The 19,719-nt window shown below is 33.9% G+C and carries 21 protein-coding genes and 1 other annotated feature; of the genes, 18 read left to right on the forward strand and 3 right to left on the reverse strand.

Features of this window, described 5'->3' with window-relative positions; all coding sequences use genetic code 11:
• The first annotated feature begins 44 nt into the window (after positions 1–44).
• The 4 genes from minC to CN946_RS05375 all read left to right on the forward strand — a co-directional run bounded on the left by minC (position 45) and on the right by CN946_RS05375 (position 3,321).
• Complete coding sequence (minC, locus tag CN946_RS05360) at positions 45–731, forward strand: septum site-determining protein MinC (protein ID WP_088014420.1); 687 nt, start codon at positions 45–47, stop codon at positions 729–731.
• A 2-nt stretch (positions 732–733) separates the two neighbouring features.
• Positions 734–1,528, forward strand: a complete 795-nt coding sequence (minD, locus tag CN946_RS05365) for a septum site-determining protein MinD (RefSeq protein WP_097978915.1) — start codon at positions 734–736, stop codon at positions 1,526–1,528.
• Between the two features lie 169 nt (positions 1,529–1,697).
• A complete protein-coding gene (locus CN946_RS05370) occupies positions 1,698–2,468 on the forward strand; it encodes a M23 family metallopeptidase (protein WP_286133822.1) in 771 nt (256 codons plus the stop codon).
• Positions 2,461–3,321: a site-2 protease family protein gene (locus CN946_RS05375; RefSeq protein ID WP_098860208.1), complete on the forward strand. Its 861-nt coding sequence runs from the start codon at positions 2,461–2,463 to the stop codon at positions 3,319–3,321. The genes CN946_RS05370 and CN946_RS05375 overlap by 8 nt, the downstream gene beginning before the upstream one ends.
• 155 nt (positions 3,322–3,476) lie before the next feature.
• Here the strand turns inward: CN946_RS05375 and CN946_RS05380 are convergent, their stop codons facing one another.
• Positions 3,477–4,043: a glycosyltransferase family A protein gene (locus CN946_RS05380; RefSeq protein WP_098860209.1), complete on the reverse strand. Its 567-nt coding sequence runs from the start codon at positions 4,041–4,043 to the stop codon at positions 3,477–3,479.
• Positions 4,044–4,270: 227 nt separating this feature from the next.
• Here CN946_RS05380 and CN946_RS05385 point away from each other — a divergent pair, with 227 nt between their 5' ends.
• From CN946_RS05385 to obgE, 6 genes are all read left to right on the forward strand, one after another.
• On the forward strand, positions 4,271–5,728 hold the full coding sequence (locus CN946_RS05385; RefSeq protein WP_176547216.1) for an Rne/Rng family ribonuclease: 1,458 nt from the start codon (positions 4,271–4,273) through the stop codon (positions 5,726–5,728).
• A gap of 61 nt (positions 5,729–5,789) precedes the next feature.
• Positions 5,790–5,866, forward strand: a sequence feature (ribosomal protein L21 leader region).
• A gap of 13 nt (positions 5,867–5,879) precedes the next feature.
• Positions 5,880–6,188 carry a 50S ribosomal protein L21 gene (rplU, locus tag CN946_RS05390; protein ID WP_025672164.1) on the forward strand — a complete coding sequence of 103 codons (309 nt, stop codon included), beginning with the start codon at positions 5,880–5,882 and terminating at the stop codon, positions 6,186–6,188.
• 9 nt (positions 6,189–6,197) lie between these two features.
• Positions 6,198–6,533 carry a ribosomal-processing cysteine protease Prp gene (locus CN946_RS05395; RefSeq protein WP_056472574.1) on the forward strand — a complete coding sequence of 112 codons (336 nt, stop codon included), beginning with the start codon at positions 6,198–6,200 and terminating at the stop codon, positions 6,531–6,533.
• A gap of 16 nt (positions 6,534–6,549) precedes the next feature.
• Positions 6,550–6,840 carry a 50S ribosomal protein L27 gene (rpmA, locus tag CN946_RS05400; RefSeq protein ID WP_025672162.1) on the forward strand — a complete coding sequence of 97 codons (291 nt, stop codon included), beginning with the start codon at positions 6,550–6,552 and terminating at the stop codon, positions 6,838–6,840.
• 254 nt (positions 6,841–7,094) lie between these two features.
• Positions 7,095–7,637: a Spo0B C-terminal domain-containing protein gene (locus tag CN946_RS05405; protein ID WP_069035176.1), complete on the forward strand. Its 543-nt coding sequence runs from the start codon at positions 7,095–7,097 to the stop codon at positions 7,635–7,637.
• Between the two features lie 21 nt (positions 7,638–7,658).
• Positions 7,659–8,945 carry a GTPase ObgE gene (gene obgE / locus CN946_RS05410; RefSeq protein ID WP_098860211.1) on the forward strand — a complete coding sequence of 429 codons (1,287 nt, stop codon included), beginning with the start codon at positions 7,659–7,661 and terminating at the stop codon, positions 8,943–8,945.
• A 564-nt stretch (positions 8,946–9,509) separates the two neighbouring features.
• Here the strand turns inward: obgE and CN946_RS05415 are convergent.
• On the reverse strand, positions 9,510–10,052 hold the full coding sequence (locus tag CN946_RS05415; RefSeq protein WP_098860212.1) for a transcription repressor NadR: 543 nt from the start codon (positions 10,050–10,052) through the stop codon (positions 9,510–9,512).
• An 8-nt stretch (positions 10,053–10,060) separates the two neighbouring features.
• Positions 10,061–11,191 carry an IscS subfamily cysteine desulfurase gene (locus tag CN946_RS05420; protein ID WP_098860213.1) on the reverse strand — a complete coding sequence of 377 codons (1,131 nt, stop codon included), beginning with the start codon at positions 11,189–11,191 and terminating at the stop codon, positions 10,061–10,063.
• 138 nt (positions 11,192–11,329) lie between these two features.
• On the opposite strand from CN946_RS05420, the gene nadB reads away from it, so the two are divergent.
• The 8 genes from nadB to CN946_RS05460 all read left to right on the forward strand — a co-directional run bounded on the left by nadB (position 11,330) and on the right by CN946_RS05460 (position 19,714).
• Positions 11,330–12,811 (forward strand): L-aspartate oxidase, encoded by a 1,482-nt coding sequence (gene nadB / locus CN946_RS05425; protein WP_098860214.1) that lies wholly within the window; start codon positions 11,330–11,332, stop codon positions 12,809–12,811.
• Between the two features lie 12 nt (positions 12,812–12,823).
• Complete coding sequence (gene nadC, locus CN946_RS05430; protein ID WP_098860215.1) at positions 12,824–13,651, forward strand: carboxylating nicotinate-nucleotide diphosphorylase; 828 nt, start codon at positions 12,824–12,826, stop codon at positions 13,649–13,651.
• Between the two features lie 24 nt (positions 13,652–13,675).
• Positions 13,676–14,788 (forward strand): quinolinate synthase NadA, encoded by a 1,113-nt coding sequence (nadA, locus tag CN946_RS05435; protein WP_098860216.1) that lies wholly within the window; start codon positions 13,676–13,678, stop codon positions 14,786–14,788.
• Positions 14,789–14,996: 208 nt separating this feature from the next.
• Positions 14,997–16,703: a LysM peptidoglycan-binding domain-containing protein gene (locus CN946_RS05440; RefSeq protein ID WP_098860217.1), complete on the forward strand. Its 1,707-nt coding sequence runs from the start codon at positions 14,997–14,999 to the stop codon at positions 16,701–16,703.
• 243 nt (positions 16,704–16,946) lie between these two features.
• Positions 16,947–17,720, forward strand: a complete 774-nt coding sequence (locus CN946_RS05445; RefSeq protein ID WP_098860218.1) for a YhcN/YlaJ family sporulation lipoprotein — start codon at positions 16,947–16,949, stop codon at positions 17,718–17,720.
• 209 nt (positions 17,721–17,929) lie between these two features.
• The gene (locus tag CN946_RS05450) at positions 17,930–18,505 is read left to right on the forward strand and encodes a TetR/AcrR family transcriptional regulator (RefSeq protein ID WP_098860219.1); all 576 of its coding nucleotides are present in this window, start codon (positions 17,930–17,932) and stop codon (positions 18,503–18,505) included.
• 33 nt (positions 18,506–18,538) lie between these two features.
• Positions 18,539–18,997, forward strand: a complete 459-nt coding sequence (locus CN946_RS05455; protein ID WP_286133824.1) for a GNAT family N-acetyltransferase — start codon at positions 18,539–18,541, stop codon at positions 18,995–18,997.
• Between the two features lie 207 nt (positions 18,998–19,204).
• Positions 19,205–19,714: a BofC C-terminal domain-containing protein gene (locus CN946_RS05460; RefSeq protein WP_176547218.1), complete on the forward strand. Its 510-nt coding sequence runs from the start codon at positions 19,205–19,207 to the stop codon at positions 19,712–19,714.
• Positions 19,715–19,719: the final 5 nt, after the last annotated feature.

Below are 19,719 nucleotides of genomic sequence, written 5' to 3' on the forward strand. Positions count from 1 at the left end.
GTTTTTCGGGTGCATGTCGAATTATACAATCGGGGTGAACACTTATCATGGAACAGAGGCAACAATATGTTACAATAAAAGGAACGAAAGATGGTCTAACACTGCACCTCGATGATACATGTTCTTTTCAAATTTTAGTAGATGAAATTGAAGAAAGACTGTCTACCCACTTGTTTGAGAGCAATGATCGTCCCTTACTTGCAGTTCGTTTAAAAATAGGAAATCGTTTTTTATCTCCCGAACAAGATGAAATTATTCGTTCAATTGTTCGTAAAAAGAATAATCTTGTGGTTGAAACAATCGAAAGTAATGTGATTTCGAAGCAAGAAGCTATTGAATGGATGAAAAGGGAGGAAATTGTACCTATTTGTAGAATGGTAAGATCCGGTCAGATTCTCCAAGTGAAAGGTGATTTACTGTTAATCGGTGATGTTAACCCAGGTGGAACTGTTATTGCGGGTGGAAATATCTTTATTATGGGTGCACTAAGAGGTACTGCTCATGCCGGTTTTAATGGTAATAAGGAGGCAGTTATTGCGGCATCAATAATGAGACCAATGCAGTTGAGAATTTGCAGCATAATGAACAGAGCACCGGATCATTATGGTGATGAAGGCAATGAGATGGAATGCGCGTATATAAACGAAGATAGCCAAATCATTGTCGATCGCATACAATTTCTGACTCATCTTAGACCTAGTTTGACAAGGTTAGAAAGGGGCATGATGTAACTGTGGGAGAGGCTATAGTAATTACATCTGGTAAAGGTGGAGTTGGTAAAACAACTACATCAGCAAATTTAGGAACAGCATTAGCGATGTTTGGAAAAAAAGTGTGCTTAATTGACACTGATATCGGCCTACGTAACTTAGATGTTGTCATGGGATTAGAAAATCGCATCGTCTATGATTTAGTGGACGTTGTTGAAGGTCGCTGTAAAACGCATCAGGCATTAATAAAGGATAAGCGTTTTGAATGCTTATATTTATTACCTGCTGCACAAACAAGCGATAAAACTGCTGTTTCGCCTGAACAAATGAGAGAGCTTGTTGATGAATTAAAAAAAGACTATGATTATATATTAATAGACTGCCCTGCTGGTATTGAGCAAGGATATAAAAATGCAGTAGCAGGTGCAGATAAAGCGATCGTTGTCACAACTCCTGAAGTTTCTTCAATTCGTGATGCAGATCGTATTATTGGATTATTAGATCAAGAGGATATTGAGCCTCCTAAACTAGTAATCAATCGTATTAGAAGTCATATGATGGAAAATAGAGATAGCTTAGATGTTGATGAAATTACTTCAATGTTAGCTGTAGATTTAATTGGTATTGTCCAAGATGATGAAAGCGTTATTAAGGCAACTAATAGTGGTGAACCTGTAGCGATGAATCCAAATTCAAAAGCTTCTATTGCATATAGAAATATTGCAAGAAGAGTGCTAGGGGAATCTGTACCATTACAATCATTAGAAACTGAAAAGAGTATTTTCTTTAAAGTGAAAAAATTATTTGGTATCCGATAACACTTCGTAAAAAGCGAAGTGTTTTTCTTTTTCTATTTTTCAAATTTCCTCTTAAATCACTTCCAAAATCCTGTCTAATACCTTTATCCACTTTTCAAATTATCTACTCATAAGTTGTCCTGTTGATTCATATAAATTTAATAACTAGGTTCCGAGGAGAGGTGACACTTTGAGTAAGCGCGTAGATGATATAAGAAAGCGGATCGCTAAACGGCGTGAACAAGAAGAAAAATGGGGAAATCCGAATCAATTGATGAGCAAATTTCCGGTAAAAGAAGTGCAAAACACTGAGGGCGGATACACTTATACTTATGATGATTTGGTAGAAGAGCAAGGTAAGAAAATAATGAATAACTCTAACTTTATTTTTAGAAGTTTATTATGCGCGATTATTGTACTAGCTTTAGCCATCATCTTAAAAAGTAACTCACCTATGGCATCTCAAGTTCGGCATGGTCTTTCACAAGTTTATGAAAGTGAATTTCAGTTTGCTTCATTACAGAAATGGTATGAAGATCGATTTGGAAGTCCTATTGCTTTTTTACCACAATTAAATGATCAAAAAGAGAATGTTGGAAATGATAATTATGCTGTTCCTGCAAGTGGTAAAGTACTGCAAAGTTTTAAAACGGACGGCCAAGGGATATTGATTCAAACTGAAGCTAACCAAAAAGTAGAGTCAATCAAAAAAGGTCGAGTACTTTTTGTAGGAAAGAAAGATAATTTAGGGAATACGGTCATTATTCAACACGCTGATGGTTCAGAATCTTGGTACGGAAAATTAGGAACAACTAACGTAAAAGTTTATGACGAAGTGGACAGTAAAAAGGTTATCGGGACGGTATCATCCAATGATGAAGGGAATTTAGGTACTTATTATTTCGCAATTAAAATGGGGGAAAAATTTATCGATCCGAAACAGGTGATTCCATTTGAATAAATGGCTAACTCTTCCTTCCAAAATTTCAGTTCATCCGCTGTATTTATTAATTGCATGTATTGGTATTATGACAGCTAATTTTTGGTCAGTATTGTTTGTATCAATTATAATTTTCTGCCACGAATTAGGTCACGCCATTGCTGCTACTTCATTTAATTGGAGAATAAATAAAATTACGCTACTTCCGTTTGGGGGAGTTGTAGATCTTGATGAACATGGAAATCGACCAACCTACGAGGAGTTTATTGTTACAATCTCTGGCCCCATTCAACATTTAACTTTATATATATTCGCTAACTTCCTATTTCAAATGAATTTAATGCCTGAAAACCTCTATACGCTTTTTATCAATTACAATCTTAGTATCCTTTGTTTTAATTTATTACCAATATGGCCATTAGACGGTGGGAAATTAATCTATCAGTTATTTTCATTGATTTTTCCGTTCGTTAGAGCTCATATATATAGCTTGTACTCATCATTTGTATTTTTAGTGTTATCCTCATTACTTACAATCATAATACAGCCTATGAATATTACAATTTGGGTTTGTCTATTATTTTTAATCGTTTCCTTATGGGGTGAGTGGAAAAATAGGCATTTTGTTGTTATCCGATTTTTAATGGAACGGTTTTATGGAAACAAACAATATATCCAAAAAATCAAATCGATCTCCTTGAATAAAGAAACAAAATTATTTCAAGTTTTTTCCAACTTTCAAAAAGGATATAAATACAACGTCGTCTTTTCTCTTGATAAAAAAAATCAACAAATGTTAGATGAAAATGAATTATTACATGCTTACTTCACTGAGAAGAAAGCAACCTATTCGCTTGAAGAATTAATTAGTTAGATTTCATTTATTTTATACATTTTCTATAAACTAAAGGTGGCTTGATATGAAGCCATCTTTATAGTGTTGTAAATTAAATTAGTCAGTCCAATAGCAAACAAAAAAAGATGGTCTCTAGGTGAGGCCATTTTTTAATTAATTTTATTCAATTCTTATTATACATACCACGAGGAGTCTTTTGGAATATAGTCATAGTAATACAATATAGAAGGGATCCTTTTTTGAATTTTTATATCGTTAGAAACTCGTCTGCCCCATTCATCGTCTTCACCAAAACTGATATTAAGAAATTTATGTGCCGAAGCAATTTTTTTTGAATAGCACATTAAATGATTTGGTTTTCGATAATAATAATTTTCATCTTCCCCATGTGCAAACTCTTTCCCATATTTACAAACTTTAGAGTATTGGTTATTAAAATTTACTAAAACGTCAAATACAATACAGTCAACATTTGGCGTTTCGTTGATTGCTGAGCATAATAATTCGATATAATTTGGTTCTATCCGATCATCGTCATCTATAAAAACTACATAATCTCCTTTTGCTTGCTCAATTAGAACATTTCTTTTTTCACCAATGCTTCTTTTTTTATTTTCCAAAAGTACTAATATTTCAACTGGATATGTTTTACTCTGTTTATCTAATTCATTAATAATATTATTTAAATACCCCATTCTTTCGGGGACGGTTGGTATAAGAATTGATAGAATTATATCCATATAATCGCTCCTATCTAAATCAGGATTAAGTAAAAGAAAGGGTAATACAGGAAAAGAAAAGGGGAAAATAACGTCTCTTTAAAGAAGAATGTAAGAGAAATCTGAATATAATATTCAATTTCTAATATTCATGTGAGTAGACTAACTAATTAGATTATCATAACTAGCTTTTTTCTAATTAAATGAATAAAATGTGATAGACACTATACATAGTTAGGAAGATGAATTTGAAGAAAGTTATTATGAATGTAAAACATTCAGAGAAAAGAATTGCTGTAACTGAAAATGACCAGCTAGTTGAATGGTTTTCTTCTGCAGACCAAAATACATATGTAGGGAATATATATGTAGGACAAATTCAAGAAGTAATGCCGAAATTAAATGCAATATTTGTGAATATTGGTTTAAATAAAAATGGCTTCATGAGATTCGAAGATACAATCGAAGGTAAAGAATCTGAAATCAATAAAGACGAATTAATAAGAAAAAAGTTCCAAAAAGGACAATATATTTTGGTTCAAGTAATAAAGGATGCGTTTGATGAGAAAGGTCCTAAGCTTACAAATAATCTTGAGTTCTCTGGTGATTACGTTGTATATTTCCCTCTTACAAAACAAGTTGCTGTTTCAAATAAAATAAAAAAAGAATCGAAACGAAATAAATTATACTCATTAGGTCGAGATTACAATCGTGATAATGAGGGGTTAATTTTCAGATCTTCTTGTGAAAATACTGAATCAGATGTGATTTTAAATGAGTTAAAAGGCTTTCGAACATTTTATGACTCATTAAAAAATCAAAGCTTTAAAAAAATCAATTGTTTATGGGAAGCGAATTCCTTGTTTACTAAGTTTTTTAAATTACATCCTAAAGAAACAATCAGTGAATTAGTCATTGATGATTTACCTGCTTATAAAAACTATTTGCCTGAAGATCTTCAAATAATTAGTTATAGGGGTAATGAAAATATTTTTGTTGCATTTAAAATTGAAGAACAAATAGAGAAATCTTTTAAACAAATTGTATGGTTAAAAAATGGTTCATTTCTACTAATCGAGCAAACTGAAGCTATGACAGTGATCGATGTAAATACAGGTAAATTTAGCGGGAAAAATAATCGTGAAGAAACTGTATATCATACAAATCAATTAGCTGCAAATGAGATTGTTCGCCAATTAAGACTTCGTGATATTGGTGGAATGATTATTATTGATTTTATAAATATGAAGTCCATTGAACAGCAAAAAAGTATAGGCGATTTATTAAAGGAAGCCTTTAAAAATGATCGAGCATATACAAAGCTATTTGGATTTTCTGACCTTGGTTTATTTGAACTTACACGTAAAAGAACAGCGCATTCACATATTGAAGCAACTCATCAAAAATGTCCTGAGTGTAATGGTAGTGGGCTTGTAAAAAACACGGTTCAGACAGTTTTTGAGCTAGAAAGAGTGCTTTGGGAGCTCTCAACAAGTCGTGATATCGAGGCTTTACTTGTTGAATGTAGTGAGGATGTCGCAAAAGCGTTAAATGGAGATCAGAATAATCATATACAAAGACTAGAAAAAGCAATGTTTATAAAAATCTGTTTAAAAATTATATCTTCAAAAACACCATTTTATAATATAGTTAGAACTGGTACGACTATGGAAATAACAAGCTATTTAGAAACAGTCATTAACTGAAGTAGTTGTTGACATTCGACATGCCCCGTGGTAACATCATAATGTTATTGTTTGTAGCGCACCCGTGCTACAACCGCGCATAATAGGTATTAAATTGCTATTTTAGCATGCCTATTGGTGGCGAGTCTTAGACTATTGAGGAGGTGCAATTATGTACGCAATTATTGAAACTGGTGGTAAACAAATCAAAGTTGAAGAAGGTCAAGCAATCTACATCGAGAAACTTGATACTAACGCAGGTGAAACTGTAACATTCGACAAAGTTTTATTCGTAGGTGGCGAAAACATCAAAGTTGGTAGCCCAACTGTTGAAGGAGCTACTGTAACTGCAAAAGTTGAAAAGAACGGTAAAGCTAAAAAGATTCTTGTATTCAAATACAAATCTAAAAAGAACTACCGTCGTAAGCAAGGTCATCGTCAACCTTACACTAAAGTTGTTATCGAAAAAATCAACGCTTAATTTTAAGTAATGACTAAAATAACAATTGAACGTTTAAAAGATGGACGTATAGGTTCCTTTAAAATAAGTGGACATGCATTTTTTTCTGATGCTGGGACTGACATTGTTTGTGCCGGTATATCAGCAGTTTCAGTAGGAACTGTAAATGCTTTGGAAGCAATTTGCCGTATAGATTCCGAATTAAATACAGTAATTGATGAAAAGAAAGGTTTCTTGAAGTATCAATTACCGATTGATTTAAATGAAGATAATATGCAAAAAGCGCAACTTATCCTTGAGGCGATGATCGTATCTTTACAAACTATCGCTGCAAGTTACGGTGACTATGTCACTATAAACGAGTAAAACAGGAGGTGTAACCATGTTAAAATTAAATCTTCAGTTATTTGCTTCTAAAAAGGGAGTAGGTTCTACAAAAAACGGTCGTGACTCAATGTCAAAACGTCTTGGCGCTAAACGTGCTGATGGACAATTCGTAACTGGTGGTTCAATTCTTTACCGTCAACGCGGCACTAAGATTTATCCAGGTGTAAACGTTGGTCGTGGTGGAGATGACACATTATTTGCGAAGGTTGATGGCGTAGTTAAATTCGAACGTTTAGGCCGTGACCGCAAACAAGTAAGTGTATACCCTGTAGCTCAAGAAGCTTAAGAAACTAACTTAGAAACTCTAACCTTTTAGGTTAGAGTTTTTCTGTACTTAAGACATTTTTATTTAAATAAATTGCTATTCAACATAGAAAAAGATGTTGTTATAGCAACCTCTCAAACAATATGCTCCAAAGACTTGGCATTTTACAAGCTACACACTAGTTTGAGACTTTCAAAATGATCAATCAAAATGCCGAGTCTAACTTTTTTATTACCTTCATAAATACCAAAAATGTAAACCTATAGGAGAATACAATGCAGGAGAAATGGGACGTTCTAGAGGTATTAAGACATTCACGTCATGATTGGTTAAATCGAATTCAATTAATAAAAGGATACATGGCCACAGGTCAATCTGACCAGCTAGAAGAAACGATTACAAAAATTGTTGCTGATTCTTTGAATGAAGCTAAAATTTGTTCGTTACAAATTCCAGAGTTTGCAGAATTTATCATTACCTATAACTGGAAGCCTCGTACAATTGTACTAGATTATGAAATTTTAGGAGAACCATGTTCGCTTAAAAATTTAGACGAAGTGATGACGGTATGGATTCAAAATTTTTTAGAAAAACTAGAATCTTGGGTACATATTTATGAGGAAAATTTTGTTAGTTTAACAATTGAAATAAATGATAAAACAGTTAGTTTCTTTTTTGATTTCAGAGGTAAACTAACAAAGAAAGAAGATATGTTGAAGTGGATTGTTTCATCATCAAATGACAGCTCAAAAATTAGAATGATGTCATATTTTTGTGAGACAGAAGAGTGCAGTATCGAATTTAAAATGGAAAAATAAAAGAGTGGTGGATTTATAATTATGTTTATTGATCAAGTCAAGATATATGTAAAAGGTGGAGACGGCGGAAACGGTATGGTAGCCTTCCGTCGTGAAAAATATGTTCCAAAAGGTGGCCCTGCTGGTGGAGACGGTGGTAGGGGAGCTAATGTTGTATTTATAGTAGATGAAGGCTTAAGAACATTAATGGATTTCCGTTATAAACGTCATTTTAAAGCAGATCGTGGTCAACACGGTATGTCTAAAAATCAACATGGTAAAAATGCAGAAGATATGATTGTAAAAGTACCACCTGGGACGATCGTAACAGATGCTGATTCAGGTGAATTAATAGCTGACCTTACAATGGATGGTCAAACAGCTATTATTGCAAGAGGAGGCCGTGGAGGCCGTGGAAATAGTCGATTTGCATCGCCTGCAAATCCCGCTCCAGAAATAGCTGAAAATGGTGAGCCAGGTAAGGAAAGAAACATTAAACTAGAACTTAAAGTTTTAGCTGATGTTGGATTAGTTGGTTTCCCAAGTGTTGGTAAATCAACATTACTATCTGTTGTAAGTTCTGCTAGACCAAAAATCGCTGAATATCATTTTACAACAATTGTTCCTAATTTAGGTGTTGTAGAAACTGAAGATAATCGTAGTTTTGTAATGGCCGATTTACCAGGGTTAATTGAAGGAGCACATCAAGGTGTTGGACTTGGGCATCAATTCCTACGTCATATTGAAAGAACACGTGTAATTGTTCATGTAATTGATATGTCAGGTCTTGAAGGCAGAGACCCATATGACGATTACTTAACAATTAATCAAGAGCTAAAAGAATATAATTTACGTTTAACTGAACGACCTCAAGTAGTCGTTGCAAATAAAATGGATATTCCAGAAGCTGAAGAAAACTTAAATAAGTTTAAAGAACAAGTTGGAGATGAAGTTCAAATTTTCCCAATTTCTGCAGTAACACGTCAAGGTTTACGTGATTTATTATTTACTGTTGCAGATTTAGTTGAAACAACTCCAGAATTCCCACTTCATGACGAAGAGGAAGACAAACCATTACGAGTTCTATATAAATATCAAAAAGAAGAACCTACTTTTGAGATTACTCGTGAAAGTGATGGAACGTTCGTTGTTACAGGTGAAGAGCTTGAAAAACTATTCAAAATGACTAACTTTGAACGTGAAGAGTCAATTCGTCGATTTGCACGTCAAATGCGTGGAATGGGGATTGATGAGGCACTACGCCAACGCGGCGCGAAAAACGGAGATATCGTTAAGATTTCTGAATACGAATTCGAATTTATCGATTAATTATTCCTATATAAAAAGAGGGTGTCCAAAAGTTTTACAATTTGGACACCCTCTTTCTTATTTATTCATAAATAATATGCTGCAAATAATATTTGGGGAATCGCAAATAAGAAGTCTCAATCCGCAAATAAATTGTGAACTGCAAATAAAAATTCGGGAATCGCAAATAAAATTGACAAAATCGCAATTAAAATTCGGGAATCACAAATAAACTGAGCAAAACTGCAATTAAATTTCCAAGAATCGCAAATAAGATAAAGTTTTACCCATACTAGTAAAGGTATTTTGACTTCACATTATACAAAAATAGCACCACTTAAAAGGGAAAGGAGCAAATTTACTCTAATTTTTCCTATTTCGACTAAAAAATTAATTAATGCTTGTTGAAATGATCATAACAAGATCGAAAACATCAACTACAATTTAAAGTTTGACTGAGATACCCTTGCTCTACCTTAAAAAAGGGATGTCCATATGTCCCTTACTCTGACACATGAGACAGCCCCTTATTGTTTAATCAAAGAGATTTACCAATACACCTTTTCAATCCTTTTAAACCTTCACTTATAGTATGTCTACCAAAAAACCTTCATTTTTTAATTGTAAGATAGCACTTTCTAGCTGCTGTTCACTATCTGCCTCGATCGTATGAAGATGTGTTCCATTTGTTAAATTAGATAGTGGAACGGAGCTTGTTTCTCCCATTTTTTGAAGGAATAAGGTTATATCATATCGGTTCGCAATTTGTAATTGGGCTGTGATATATCCATAGACGGGATGTTCAACCATTACATCTTTAACTGTAACACCGTGATCGACTAATATTTCTAGTTCTTTTTGAGTTTCGTCAGCTGTATGATGACAAATAATTACTTTTCTAATTTTGTCTGTTTCCTTATTAGGATGTATATAAATATAACCTTGTGCAGTTGCTAGTATAGGCTCATTTTTCGCTTTTAAAAGTGTAATATCACCTACAACAACTTGTCGACTAACATTTGCTCTTTTAGCTAAGGAATTGCCTGATAAGGGCGACTCAGACTCCTTTAACCATTGTAAAACTTTCTTTCTTCTTTCTTCCCCTAAAAGTTTTTTATTCATTTTAATTTCCTCGATTAAAAATTTTGATTTATGATTAATTTTAACACAGACGAAAATTTGATTAAGTCTTCTTCTGTTGTCTGTTTCCCGACTGAGACTCTGAAGAATTGTTTTGCCTCATGGGGGTCTCTTCCAATTGCTAACATCGTTTCTGAAGGTTTCTGCATGCCAATTGCACAAGCGCTTCCCGTTGAAATGGCAAATTGATGTCGATTACATTCAAGCATGACAAACTGACCTTCAAGTCCAATGATTCTCATTCCAATTATATTTGGAATACACTCTCCATCAGAACCTTCAAATTTTACAAGATGCTGAACATCTTGTAATTGTGATTTTAAAACATTTTTTAAATAGTGACATCTCTTTTGCTCTTCGTCTTGATTTTTTATTAAATGGCCAGCGGCTGTTACGAATGATGCAATTGCTGGAACATTAACAGTACCGGGACGAATCCCACTTTCATGAGATGTACCGGGATAGATTGGTTGACAAGTTAATTTAGGATTTAAATAAAGGGCACCGATCCCTTTTGGTCCATATAATTTATGACCTGAAATACTAAGACTAGAAATTTCATATTTTGAGACATCTATTGCTATTTTTCCAAATGATTGTACACAATCGCAATGAAGTAGAATATTTGATGAATTAAATAAATTTGCAATTTCGTTAATCGGTTGAATGGCTCCAATTTCAGAATTTACATGTTGAAAAATACCCAATATAGTATCTTCACGAATTGCATTTTCAATCTCTTCTAATGAGATAATCCCGCTATTTGTAACTGGCAAATAAGAAACTTCATATCCTTGTTCTTCCAGTACTTTTAAATAATTACTAATTGAAGAATGCTCTAATGTGGTGGTTAATATGTGTTTTCCGACTTTTTTTGTACTCTTCAAGAGGGTTTGAATAGCAATTAAATTTGATTCAGTTCCTCCACTTGTAAAGTAAATTGAAGCGGGGCTAGCATTTATAAATCCTGCTAATTGTTTGCGGCATGCTTCAAGTAACAGTGATGCCTTTGAGCCAATATCATGTAAACTTCGCTCATTTCCAAAGTAATTTTTAGAGGCAGTGACAAATGTCTCAATGGCTTCTTCACTCATTGGAGTTGTAGCAGCATAGTCTAAATAAATCAAATTAAAGTCTCCTTTTTTGCGCATTAAAAAAAAATTTCTTGTCATTAGTTTAAATATATGTAAATATAGGTGTCAAGACAGCTTTTTTATCTATAAGATAAAATTTAAATAGATGTACTGTAAATGGAGGGGGCAACTATGCGAACTGCAGACGTTGTCATTATTGGCAGTGGGATTGCTGCTTTAATGGCTGCTGAGGAAATTTGTCAGTCTAAAAATGTGATTCTATTCACAAAGAAAAAAATTTGGGACAGCAATTCGATGCTTGCACAAGGTGGAATTGCAGCTGTAATGTCTGATGATGATACTTGGGAGCTTCATAAACAAGATACGCTCGAAGCGGGTTGTAATGTAAATAATATAGAAGCAGTAGAAGAACTAGTAAAGAACGGAACAACGTCTATGAAGGATCTTGTTTCTAGTGGCATGAAGTTTGACAAAGATGAATCAGATCAGTTCCATCTTGGTAGAGAAGGAGCGCATCGGAAAAATAGAATTTTACATTCTGGCGGGGATGCCACTGGAAAGCATTTAGTTGAAACTGTTTATGCACGGTTAAAAGATAAAATAACGATTATTGAACATGAAATGGTAATTGATTTAATCATACAAGATGGAATATGTAAGGGTGTTTATATACTTAATGAAAATGGGGAATTAGAATCCTGTTTTGCAAACACTACACTTCTGGCAACGGGCGGTATTGGGGCAATGTATCAATTTAGTTCTAATAATAAGGCCATAACCGGAGATGGAATTGCAATGGCATTTCGAGCGGGTTGTGAGATGGCTGATTTGGAATTTATTCAATTTCATCCTACGATGCTTTACATTAATGGGGAATGTAAAGGTCTAGTATCAGAAGCTGTTAGAGGTGAAGGAGCTTTTTTAGTAACGAAAACTGGTCGTCGCATTATGAAAGGAATTCATCCTTTTGAAGATTTAGCACCAAGAGATGTTGTTAGTAGGGCGATTTTTAATGAAATGCAAAACGGGGAAGAAATCTTTTTATCGATCGAAATGATTGATGGATTTGAACAACGTTTCCCAACAATTACTGCCAATCTTATTAATAACGGAATTGATTTACAACAAGGATTGATTCCTGTTGTTCCAGGCGCACATTTCCACATGGGTGGGGTAAAGACATCTGCAAATGGAGAGACGACAATTCCAGGATTGTATGCAGTAGGAGAGGTTGCTTGTACAGGTGTGCATGGTGCAAATCGACTCGCTAGTAATTCTTTATTGGAAGGGATTGTGTTTGGTAAAAAGGTTGCGAAATTTATTGCTGACCTTCCTTTAGCTAAAATAAATGAGAATCCACCAAAATACATGATACCAAGATTTAGAACTTTACCTACAAAAGATGAAATTAAAGAAATTATGATAAAGTATATCGGTATTGTAAGAAATGAAGAGGATTTAAATAAAGCAATCACCTATTTTTCTTACTTCTTAGAGTCTAAAACAGTTGATTCACGTCCGATGAACAAAGAGGAACTAGAAAGATACAATATGCTAATTACTGGAAAACTAATTGCAGAATCTGCTATAAGAAGAAAAGAAAGCATCGGCTCACATTTTATAGAATATATAGATCAACCAGCTAATATTTGAGGAGAGAAATTCATGAATACATTAAAAGCTAAAAAAATGATTGAGCAATTTTTACTAGAGGATATTGGAGAAGGGGATCTATCCTCAATTCATATTTTTCCAATGCATGAAAGAACAACTGGAAAAGTTCTTGCAAAAGCAGATGGAGTAATTGCGGGTACTGATTTAGTCGAAATAACTTATAAATTACTTCATGAAGATATAAAAGTAACACTACACGTTAAAGATGGTGAATCTGTTCAGGCAGGGCAGCTAATCGCAGAAATAGAAGGACCAGTTCAAGTGTTATTATCAGGTGAAAGAGTTATGCTTAATCTTCTACAACGAATGAGTGGGATTGCAACCCTTACTTCAAAAGCAGTTGAAACATTAAACGACGAGAAAATCAAACTTGTCGATACAAGAAAAACGATGCCAGGTTTACGTTTGTTTGATAAGTATGCAGTTACTTGTGGTGGAGGAGCGAACCATCGTTTCGGTTTATATGATGCAGTGATGCTTAAAGATAATCATATTGCTTACGCAGGTTCAATTAAAAATGCAGTTGATTCATTACGAAATAAATTAGGTCATATGGTCAAAATTGAAGTCGAGACTGAAAACAAAGATCAAGTTCTTCAAGCTATTGAAGCTGGTGCAGATGTCATTATGTTTGATAATCGTACTCCAGATGAAATAAAAGAATTCGTTAAGCTTGTTCCAGAAACGATTGTTACGGAAGCTTCTGGTGGAATTATTTTAGATAATTTAGCAGGTTTTCAAAACTGTGGAGTAAATGTTATTTCTTTAGGCTGTTTAACACATTCGGCAAAAGCATTAGATATAAGCTTCTACTTGTAATAAAGAGGGATTGGAGTGGGGACAATGAACGTTTTAGATATGATACAAAAAAATGAAGGATATCAAATTCCTGATGAGTACTATACATTATCAACTGAGGAAATGGAAAAAAGAGTAAAAGATATAAAAGAGAGATTAGGTGATGCTCTTTTCATTCCAGGTCATCATTACCAAAAGGAAGAAGTTGTAGTTTTCTCAGATTCGACTGGAGATTCTCTACAACTTGCTCAAGTTGCTGCTAATAATAAAAAAGCGAAATATATTGTATTCTGTGGTGTACATTTTATGGCAGAGACCGCAGATATTTTAACGGAAGATGAACAGATTGTTATTTTACCTGATATGAGAGCAGGCTGTTCAATGGCAGATATGGCAGATCACCATCAAACTGATCGTGCATGGGTAGAGTTACAGAAGCTTTTCGGAGACACAATTTTACCATTAACATATGTTAATTCAACAGCTGCAATTAAAGCGTTTGTCGGTAGAAATGATGGTGCAACCGTAACTTCATCTAATGCTAAAAAGGTTGTTTCGTGGGCTTTCACACAAAAAGAACGTATTTTGTTCCTACCTGATCAGCATTTAGGTAGAAACACAGCATTTGAATTAGGTGTACCACTAGAGCATATGGCGATTTGGAATCCAATAACGGACACTTTAGAATATGAGGGCGGCGAACTAAATAACATCAAAGTAATACTTTGGAAAGGTCACTGCTCTGTTCATGAGAATTTTACAGTGAAAAATATTGAGAATGTACGAAAAAATCATCCGGATATGAGGATTATTGTGCATCCAGAATGTTCTAGAGAAGTTGTAGCAGCAAGTGATGACAATGGATCGACTAAATATATTATTGACCAAATTGAAGCTGCTCCTGCAGGAAGTAAATGGGCAATTGGAACTGAAATGAATCTAGTTCAAAGAATTATAAAAAATCATCCTGATAAGGAGATCATTTCATTAAATCCATTTATGTGTCCATGCTTAACGATGAATCGTATCGATTTACCCCATTTATTATGGTCTTTAGAAAATATCGAAAAAGGTAACATCCAAAATATTATAAAAGTTGATAAACAAACTGCAAAAGATGCAATTAAGGCATTAGATAAAATGCTTGAGCTTGCTTAAAAATAATATAGTATAAAAAAATCATTTAGTTCAATCTGAGCTAAATGATTTTTTTATAGAAAAAACAAGAATAAAGTAAATACTTATACAAGCTTACTCGTCATAAATTAAAATACCTTCTATCATAAATAGAAATATTCAGACATACATTGTTGTGAGGTACTAATGTACAATCCAACGTAGAGGCAATTGGTCAGGAGGGGAAAAGGTGAGAATTCACATAGTAATAAAGGGCGATACCCTTAAGAGCATTGCTCAAAAATATAACATCGAATACGAAGAGATAGTTAAATTAAATGCCCAACTAAGTAATCCAGATATGATCTATCCTGGCATGAAAATAAAAGTGCCAGAAAGGGGAGAAAAACCAGCCCCATTAGGTTCTAAAAAGGAGGTACAGCAACCTAAGCCAAGTGTTGCTTTGGAGGTAGAAAAAGGAAATGTTCAACCTGTAGCTCAGACACAACCTGCTGTCATGCCGAATACAAAGCCAGTTGATAATAATTTGAATATTAATGTAGAGGTTACACCGACAGTAAAACCTGTAATTCAGGTACCTATTCCACCTGCGAAACCAACTGTATCACCTGCGACAAATAATGCGAATCAACAAGTATCTCCTGTTCAAACTGGAAAACCAAATGCGAACATACCGCAAGTTGTTTCGCCAGTGGCAGTTAAAAATCCGATAAATGATAATAAATCAAATGTGAACACCAAGGGAGGACAAAGCATGTCAGAGAAAAAGAACTACTTCCCAGGATCATTGGTTTCTCCGTCAACACCAACTCCGCAAGTATCGCCAGCGGAAACAGGAAAACCAAATCAACAAGTATCGCCTGTATCTACAGGAAAACCAAATCAACAAGTATCACCGGTATCAACAGGAAAACCAAATGTGCAAGTATCACCAGTATCAACAGGAAAACCAAATGTGCAAGTATCACCAGTATCAACTGGAAAACCAAAAGAGCAGGTCTTACCAGTAGCAACAGGAAAACCGAATATGCAAGTATCACCGGTATCAACAGGAAAACCAAATATGCAAGTATCGCCAGTATCAACAGGAAAGCCGAATATGCAAGTGTCACCAGTGTCAACAGGAAAACCAAATATGCAAGTATCACCAGTATCAACAGGAAAACCAAATATGCAAGTATCGCCAGCGGCAACAGGAAAACCAAATGCGCAAGTATCACCAGTAGCAACTAATAAAGCCCAAACATTACCAGCATATATGGGGCCAAATAATGCACCACAAACAATGCCAGCATATATGGGGCCGAACGCAAACTTCCCACAAACATTACCAGCATATATGGGACCGAATGAAAACTTCCCACAAACATTACCAGCGTATATGGGACCAAACGCACACTATCCTTTCTATCCACGAGGAGAAGGAGGGGCATTACCAACATTACCGAGTTTTGGAGCTATGCCGATGCTGCCCGGAGTAACTGGAGAAGCACCAGTTCCGCCAACTGCAATGCCAACGCCATTACCGGCACCAATGCCTACACCATTACCAGCACCAATGCCAGGGAATTTTGGGCAAACAATGCCGTCATATATGGGACCGAATCCAAATACAGGCCAAACATTACCAGCATATATGGGGCCAAATCCAAATGTAGCCCAAACATTACCGGCATATATGGGACCGAACGGAAACTTCCCACAAACATTACCAGCATATATGGGACCGAACGGAAACTTCCCACAAACATTACCAGCTATGGACTATCCAAAATTCCAAGGCGGCCCAGCTGTTTCACCGTATGCTGCTGGACCGACTCCAATGTATCGTGATGCATCAGAACCTTATTTTGATCCTAATTCGCAATTATTTACTCCTTATGCACAAAATCAGTCTTCATATGGAGTGCCATATTTTGAGGAAGATGATCAATAAAGAATTTTATTTAAAAAGGCGATTAGTTTCTAATCGTCTTTTTTTTATTTTAACTATTTCATACAGGAATTAATTGGAGTAGAAATTAATTTCTCATAGAACAGCCTTTAAAGGCCACTTTTTTACTTAAAATGAGTTTCAAACCATCAATTAACAATTTAAAATCCACCTAAAAAGGTCAACCTAACTTTGTAATACATCTTTAGTATTACAATTAGCTGTAATTAAAGGGAGGGTTTTATATTGAATAAAAAAGGTCTTATCGTTGCTACAGGTACGGTGCTAACAGCTTTAACATTATCTGCTTGTGGAACTAACAATAATGCCATGAATGACCATAAAAGAAATGTTGGTTATGAAAAAGTAAACTTCAATAAACCGACAAACCCTTATGCGGTTAATTACCGTTATGAAAACGTAAACTATCCTAATAACCAAGATTATTTCACAAAGAAAAATAATCACTACGGAAATGATCGAATAAATGAAGGTTTAAGTAGTGAGTATTCTAATGATGGCGTAATCCATGACGGAACATATGGAAGAAATGTCAACAATATGAATAGAAACTACACGATGGATCAAGTTCGTTATAATAACGATTTAAACACAGCTCCTCTTGTACCATATACAAATATTAGTACAAACACTAATATGAATGCGGGTGAACGAAAGTTTGCGGACCAAATTTCTAAACGAGTAGAACAAATGTCAAATGTAGCCAAAGCAAACACGGTTGCTGTTGGTGATCAGGTACTTGTTGCAGTAGATTTGGTAAATGAAAATGTTGATGAAAGCGCATTTCGATCAAAAATTAAAGACGCTTTATCACCATACACGAGTGGTAAAAAAGTATATATAACATTCGATGGAACAATTAGAAATAATTTAAATAACATTACAAATAATGTTCCAAATGCCACTAAAAATGTATTATACGATACAAAAAACAATGTTAAACATATGTATCGAAATGTAAAAAATGATGTTAAGGATGCAACTAATCCAAACCGTTAAAAATCAGTTTTTACATTAAAAAGGAGGAAGCTCTTGCTTCTTCCTTTTTTAAGTGTTCAGATTTAGGGATCGGATTTCATCAAGTTTTTTACTGTTAGTTCTTAGAATAGTTAAATAATTCGTTTGATGAGGGTTAAACAATATGGTAAAGTGATTTTTATATTGACCAAAAGTTCGAAGTGGTCAATTGGTTAATAAGAGAATTTGAGGTGAGTTTTTTGAAAAAGCAAAATATTTTACAAGCTGCCACAAAGTCATTTACCATCTTTGGCTATAAAGCAACTACAATGAGTCAAATCGCAAAACAGGCAAATGTTGGAAAGGGAACAATCTATACTTTCTTCAAAAATAAAGAAGAATTGTTTGATGAAATCATCAATAATTTGATTACTGAAATGAAATTTTTAGCAGAACAATCCATTCGTGATGAGGATTCATTCATCGAAAAAGCACATAAAGGAATTGAAGTTTTTATTGCCTTTCATAATGAACATGAATTAACAATAAAGTTACTTCAGGAACAAAAAGAAATTGGAACGTCTATAGTACATGATGCTTTAAAACAATTGAATCATTCAATCATTCTATACATACAAAAAAAAATTGAAGAGGCAATCGCAAAGAAAGAAATTGTTGAATGTGATCCTGAAATAACTGCTTTGGTAATGTTTCGACTTTATACAACACTTAAAATCGATTGGGAGAAAGAGCACGAAGCACTAAGTCCTAAAAAAATTACTGAGTTATTTAACTTTTATATCCTAAATGGTTTATCAAAAGGGTAGGATTAAGGGTCAGTGGATTAGGAGGATAAAATTTTGATTTTTAAATTAGACAATAAAGATAAAAAAATGGCAAATTTAATTTTAAATGTACAGTTACCTGCATATAAGGTAGAGGCGAAGTTAATCAATTTTGAAGGAATACCACAATTAAAGGACAATGTCGAAAGTATTATAGATTCCAAAGAAATCTTTATCGGTTATGTGATTGAGAATGATTTAAAAGGATTTTTGGCCTATTCAGAAGGCGATAACGAATATCAAATATGTAGATTAGTAGTACATCCTAGTTGCTTTAAGCGGGGGATAGCAAGAAAATTAGTTAATTATTTTTTAAATGAAATTGCTAAAAAGAAAAAGGTAATTGTTACAACAGGATCAGATAACCTACCGGCCATTAACTTATATAAAACTTCTGGTTTTAAATTTTATAAGAAAATTGAAGTGGCACCTAATTTTTTTATCTCTCTTTTTGAAAATACATCTGAGCATTAATGATAAGATTACAAAGTTAAATAGATAAGATTCTAGATGAGAATCATTAGCTTTCATCCCCCTTTCCTAAAGACAACTCTTTAGGTTTTTTTGTTTAAAAGATTAATGGCCATTTACCTATAAAAATTTTAAACATCTTGGATAAAGATAAAAGGAATGGTCAAACTAAAAAAGCTTGTATGATTTTGTCTAAAGGAGTGGATGTTTGTGAAAAAGTTCATTTTAATTTTTGTTTGTTTACTAGCTTTATTAATACCGGCACAAACTGAAACATTGGCAGCTCATAATGATATTCATCATAGTTCTAACAAAAAGGGGATTACAATCATTTTACATAAAGTATATATAAACGGTGAAGTGATTGAGGAAATTTATATTAATCAACACAAAACCCTGGGCCAAGTCAAAAAAGAATTTAAGGGTTGGAAAGTCATAGAGGAAAATGATGATCAAATCGTATTAATGAAAAAAATAAATGATCTTTCACCTACTTTAAAGTCGAAAGGTTATTTAGGAATAAATTCAAATGGAGTTTTGAACTTATATATTGGAGTGCCAAGTGGTAATAATATTATTGAATCTTTTTTTCAAATAGATACGAATAAATTAGAAGTAAACAAACAAAAACAGCTTGAGAAAGGGATTAAAATTTCGACCAAAAGTCATTACGAATATCTATTACATTACTTAAAAGAGTATGAAAGAATCGTAAATTGAACTTC

Source organism: Bacillus sp. AFS053548 (genome assembly GCF_002575105.1).
GTDB lineage: Bacteria > Bacillota > Bacilli > Bacillales > Bacillaceae_G > Gottfriedia.

What these genes read in the sequence shown, in the direction of transcription:
- rpmA (WP_025672162.1), top strand. Translation starts at nt 6,550, where the DNA reads ATGTTAAAATTAAATCTTCAGTTATTTGCTTCTAAAAAGGGAGTAGGT.
- obgE (WP_098860211.1), top strand. Translation starts at nt 7,659, where the DNA reads ATGTTTATTGATCAAGTCAAGATATATGTAAAAGGTGGAGACGGCGGA.
- nadA (WP_098860216.1), top strand. Translation starts at nt 13,676, where the DNA reads ATGAACGTTTTAGATATGATACAAAAAAATGAAGGATATCAAATTCCT.
- nadC (WP_098860215.1), top strand. Translation starts at nt 12,824, where the DNA reads ATGAATACATTAAAAGCTAAAAAAATGATTGAGCAATTTTTACTAGAG.
- CN946_RS05395 (WP_056472574.1), top strand. Translation starts at nt 6,198, where the DNA reads ATGACTAAAATAACAATTGAACGTTTAAAAGATGGACGTATAGGTTCC.
- CN946_RS05380 (WP_098860209.1), bottom strand. Translation starts at nt 4,043, where the DNA reads ATGGATATAATTCTATCAATTCTTATACCAACCGTCCCCGAAAGAATG.
- nadB (WP_098860214.1), top strand. Translation starts at nt 11,330, where the DNA reads ATGCGAACTGCAGACGTTGTCATTATTGGCAGTGGGATTGCTGCTTTA.
- rplU (WP_025672164.1), top strand. Translation starts at nt 5,880, where the DNA reads ATGTACGCAATTATTGAAACTGGTGGTAAACAAATCAAAGTTGAAGAA.
- CN946_RS05405 (WP_069035176.1), top strand. Translation starts at nt 7,095, where the DNA reads ATGCAGGAGAAATGGGACGTTCTAGAGGTATTAAGACATTCACGTCAT.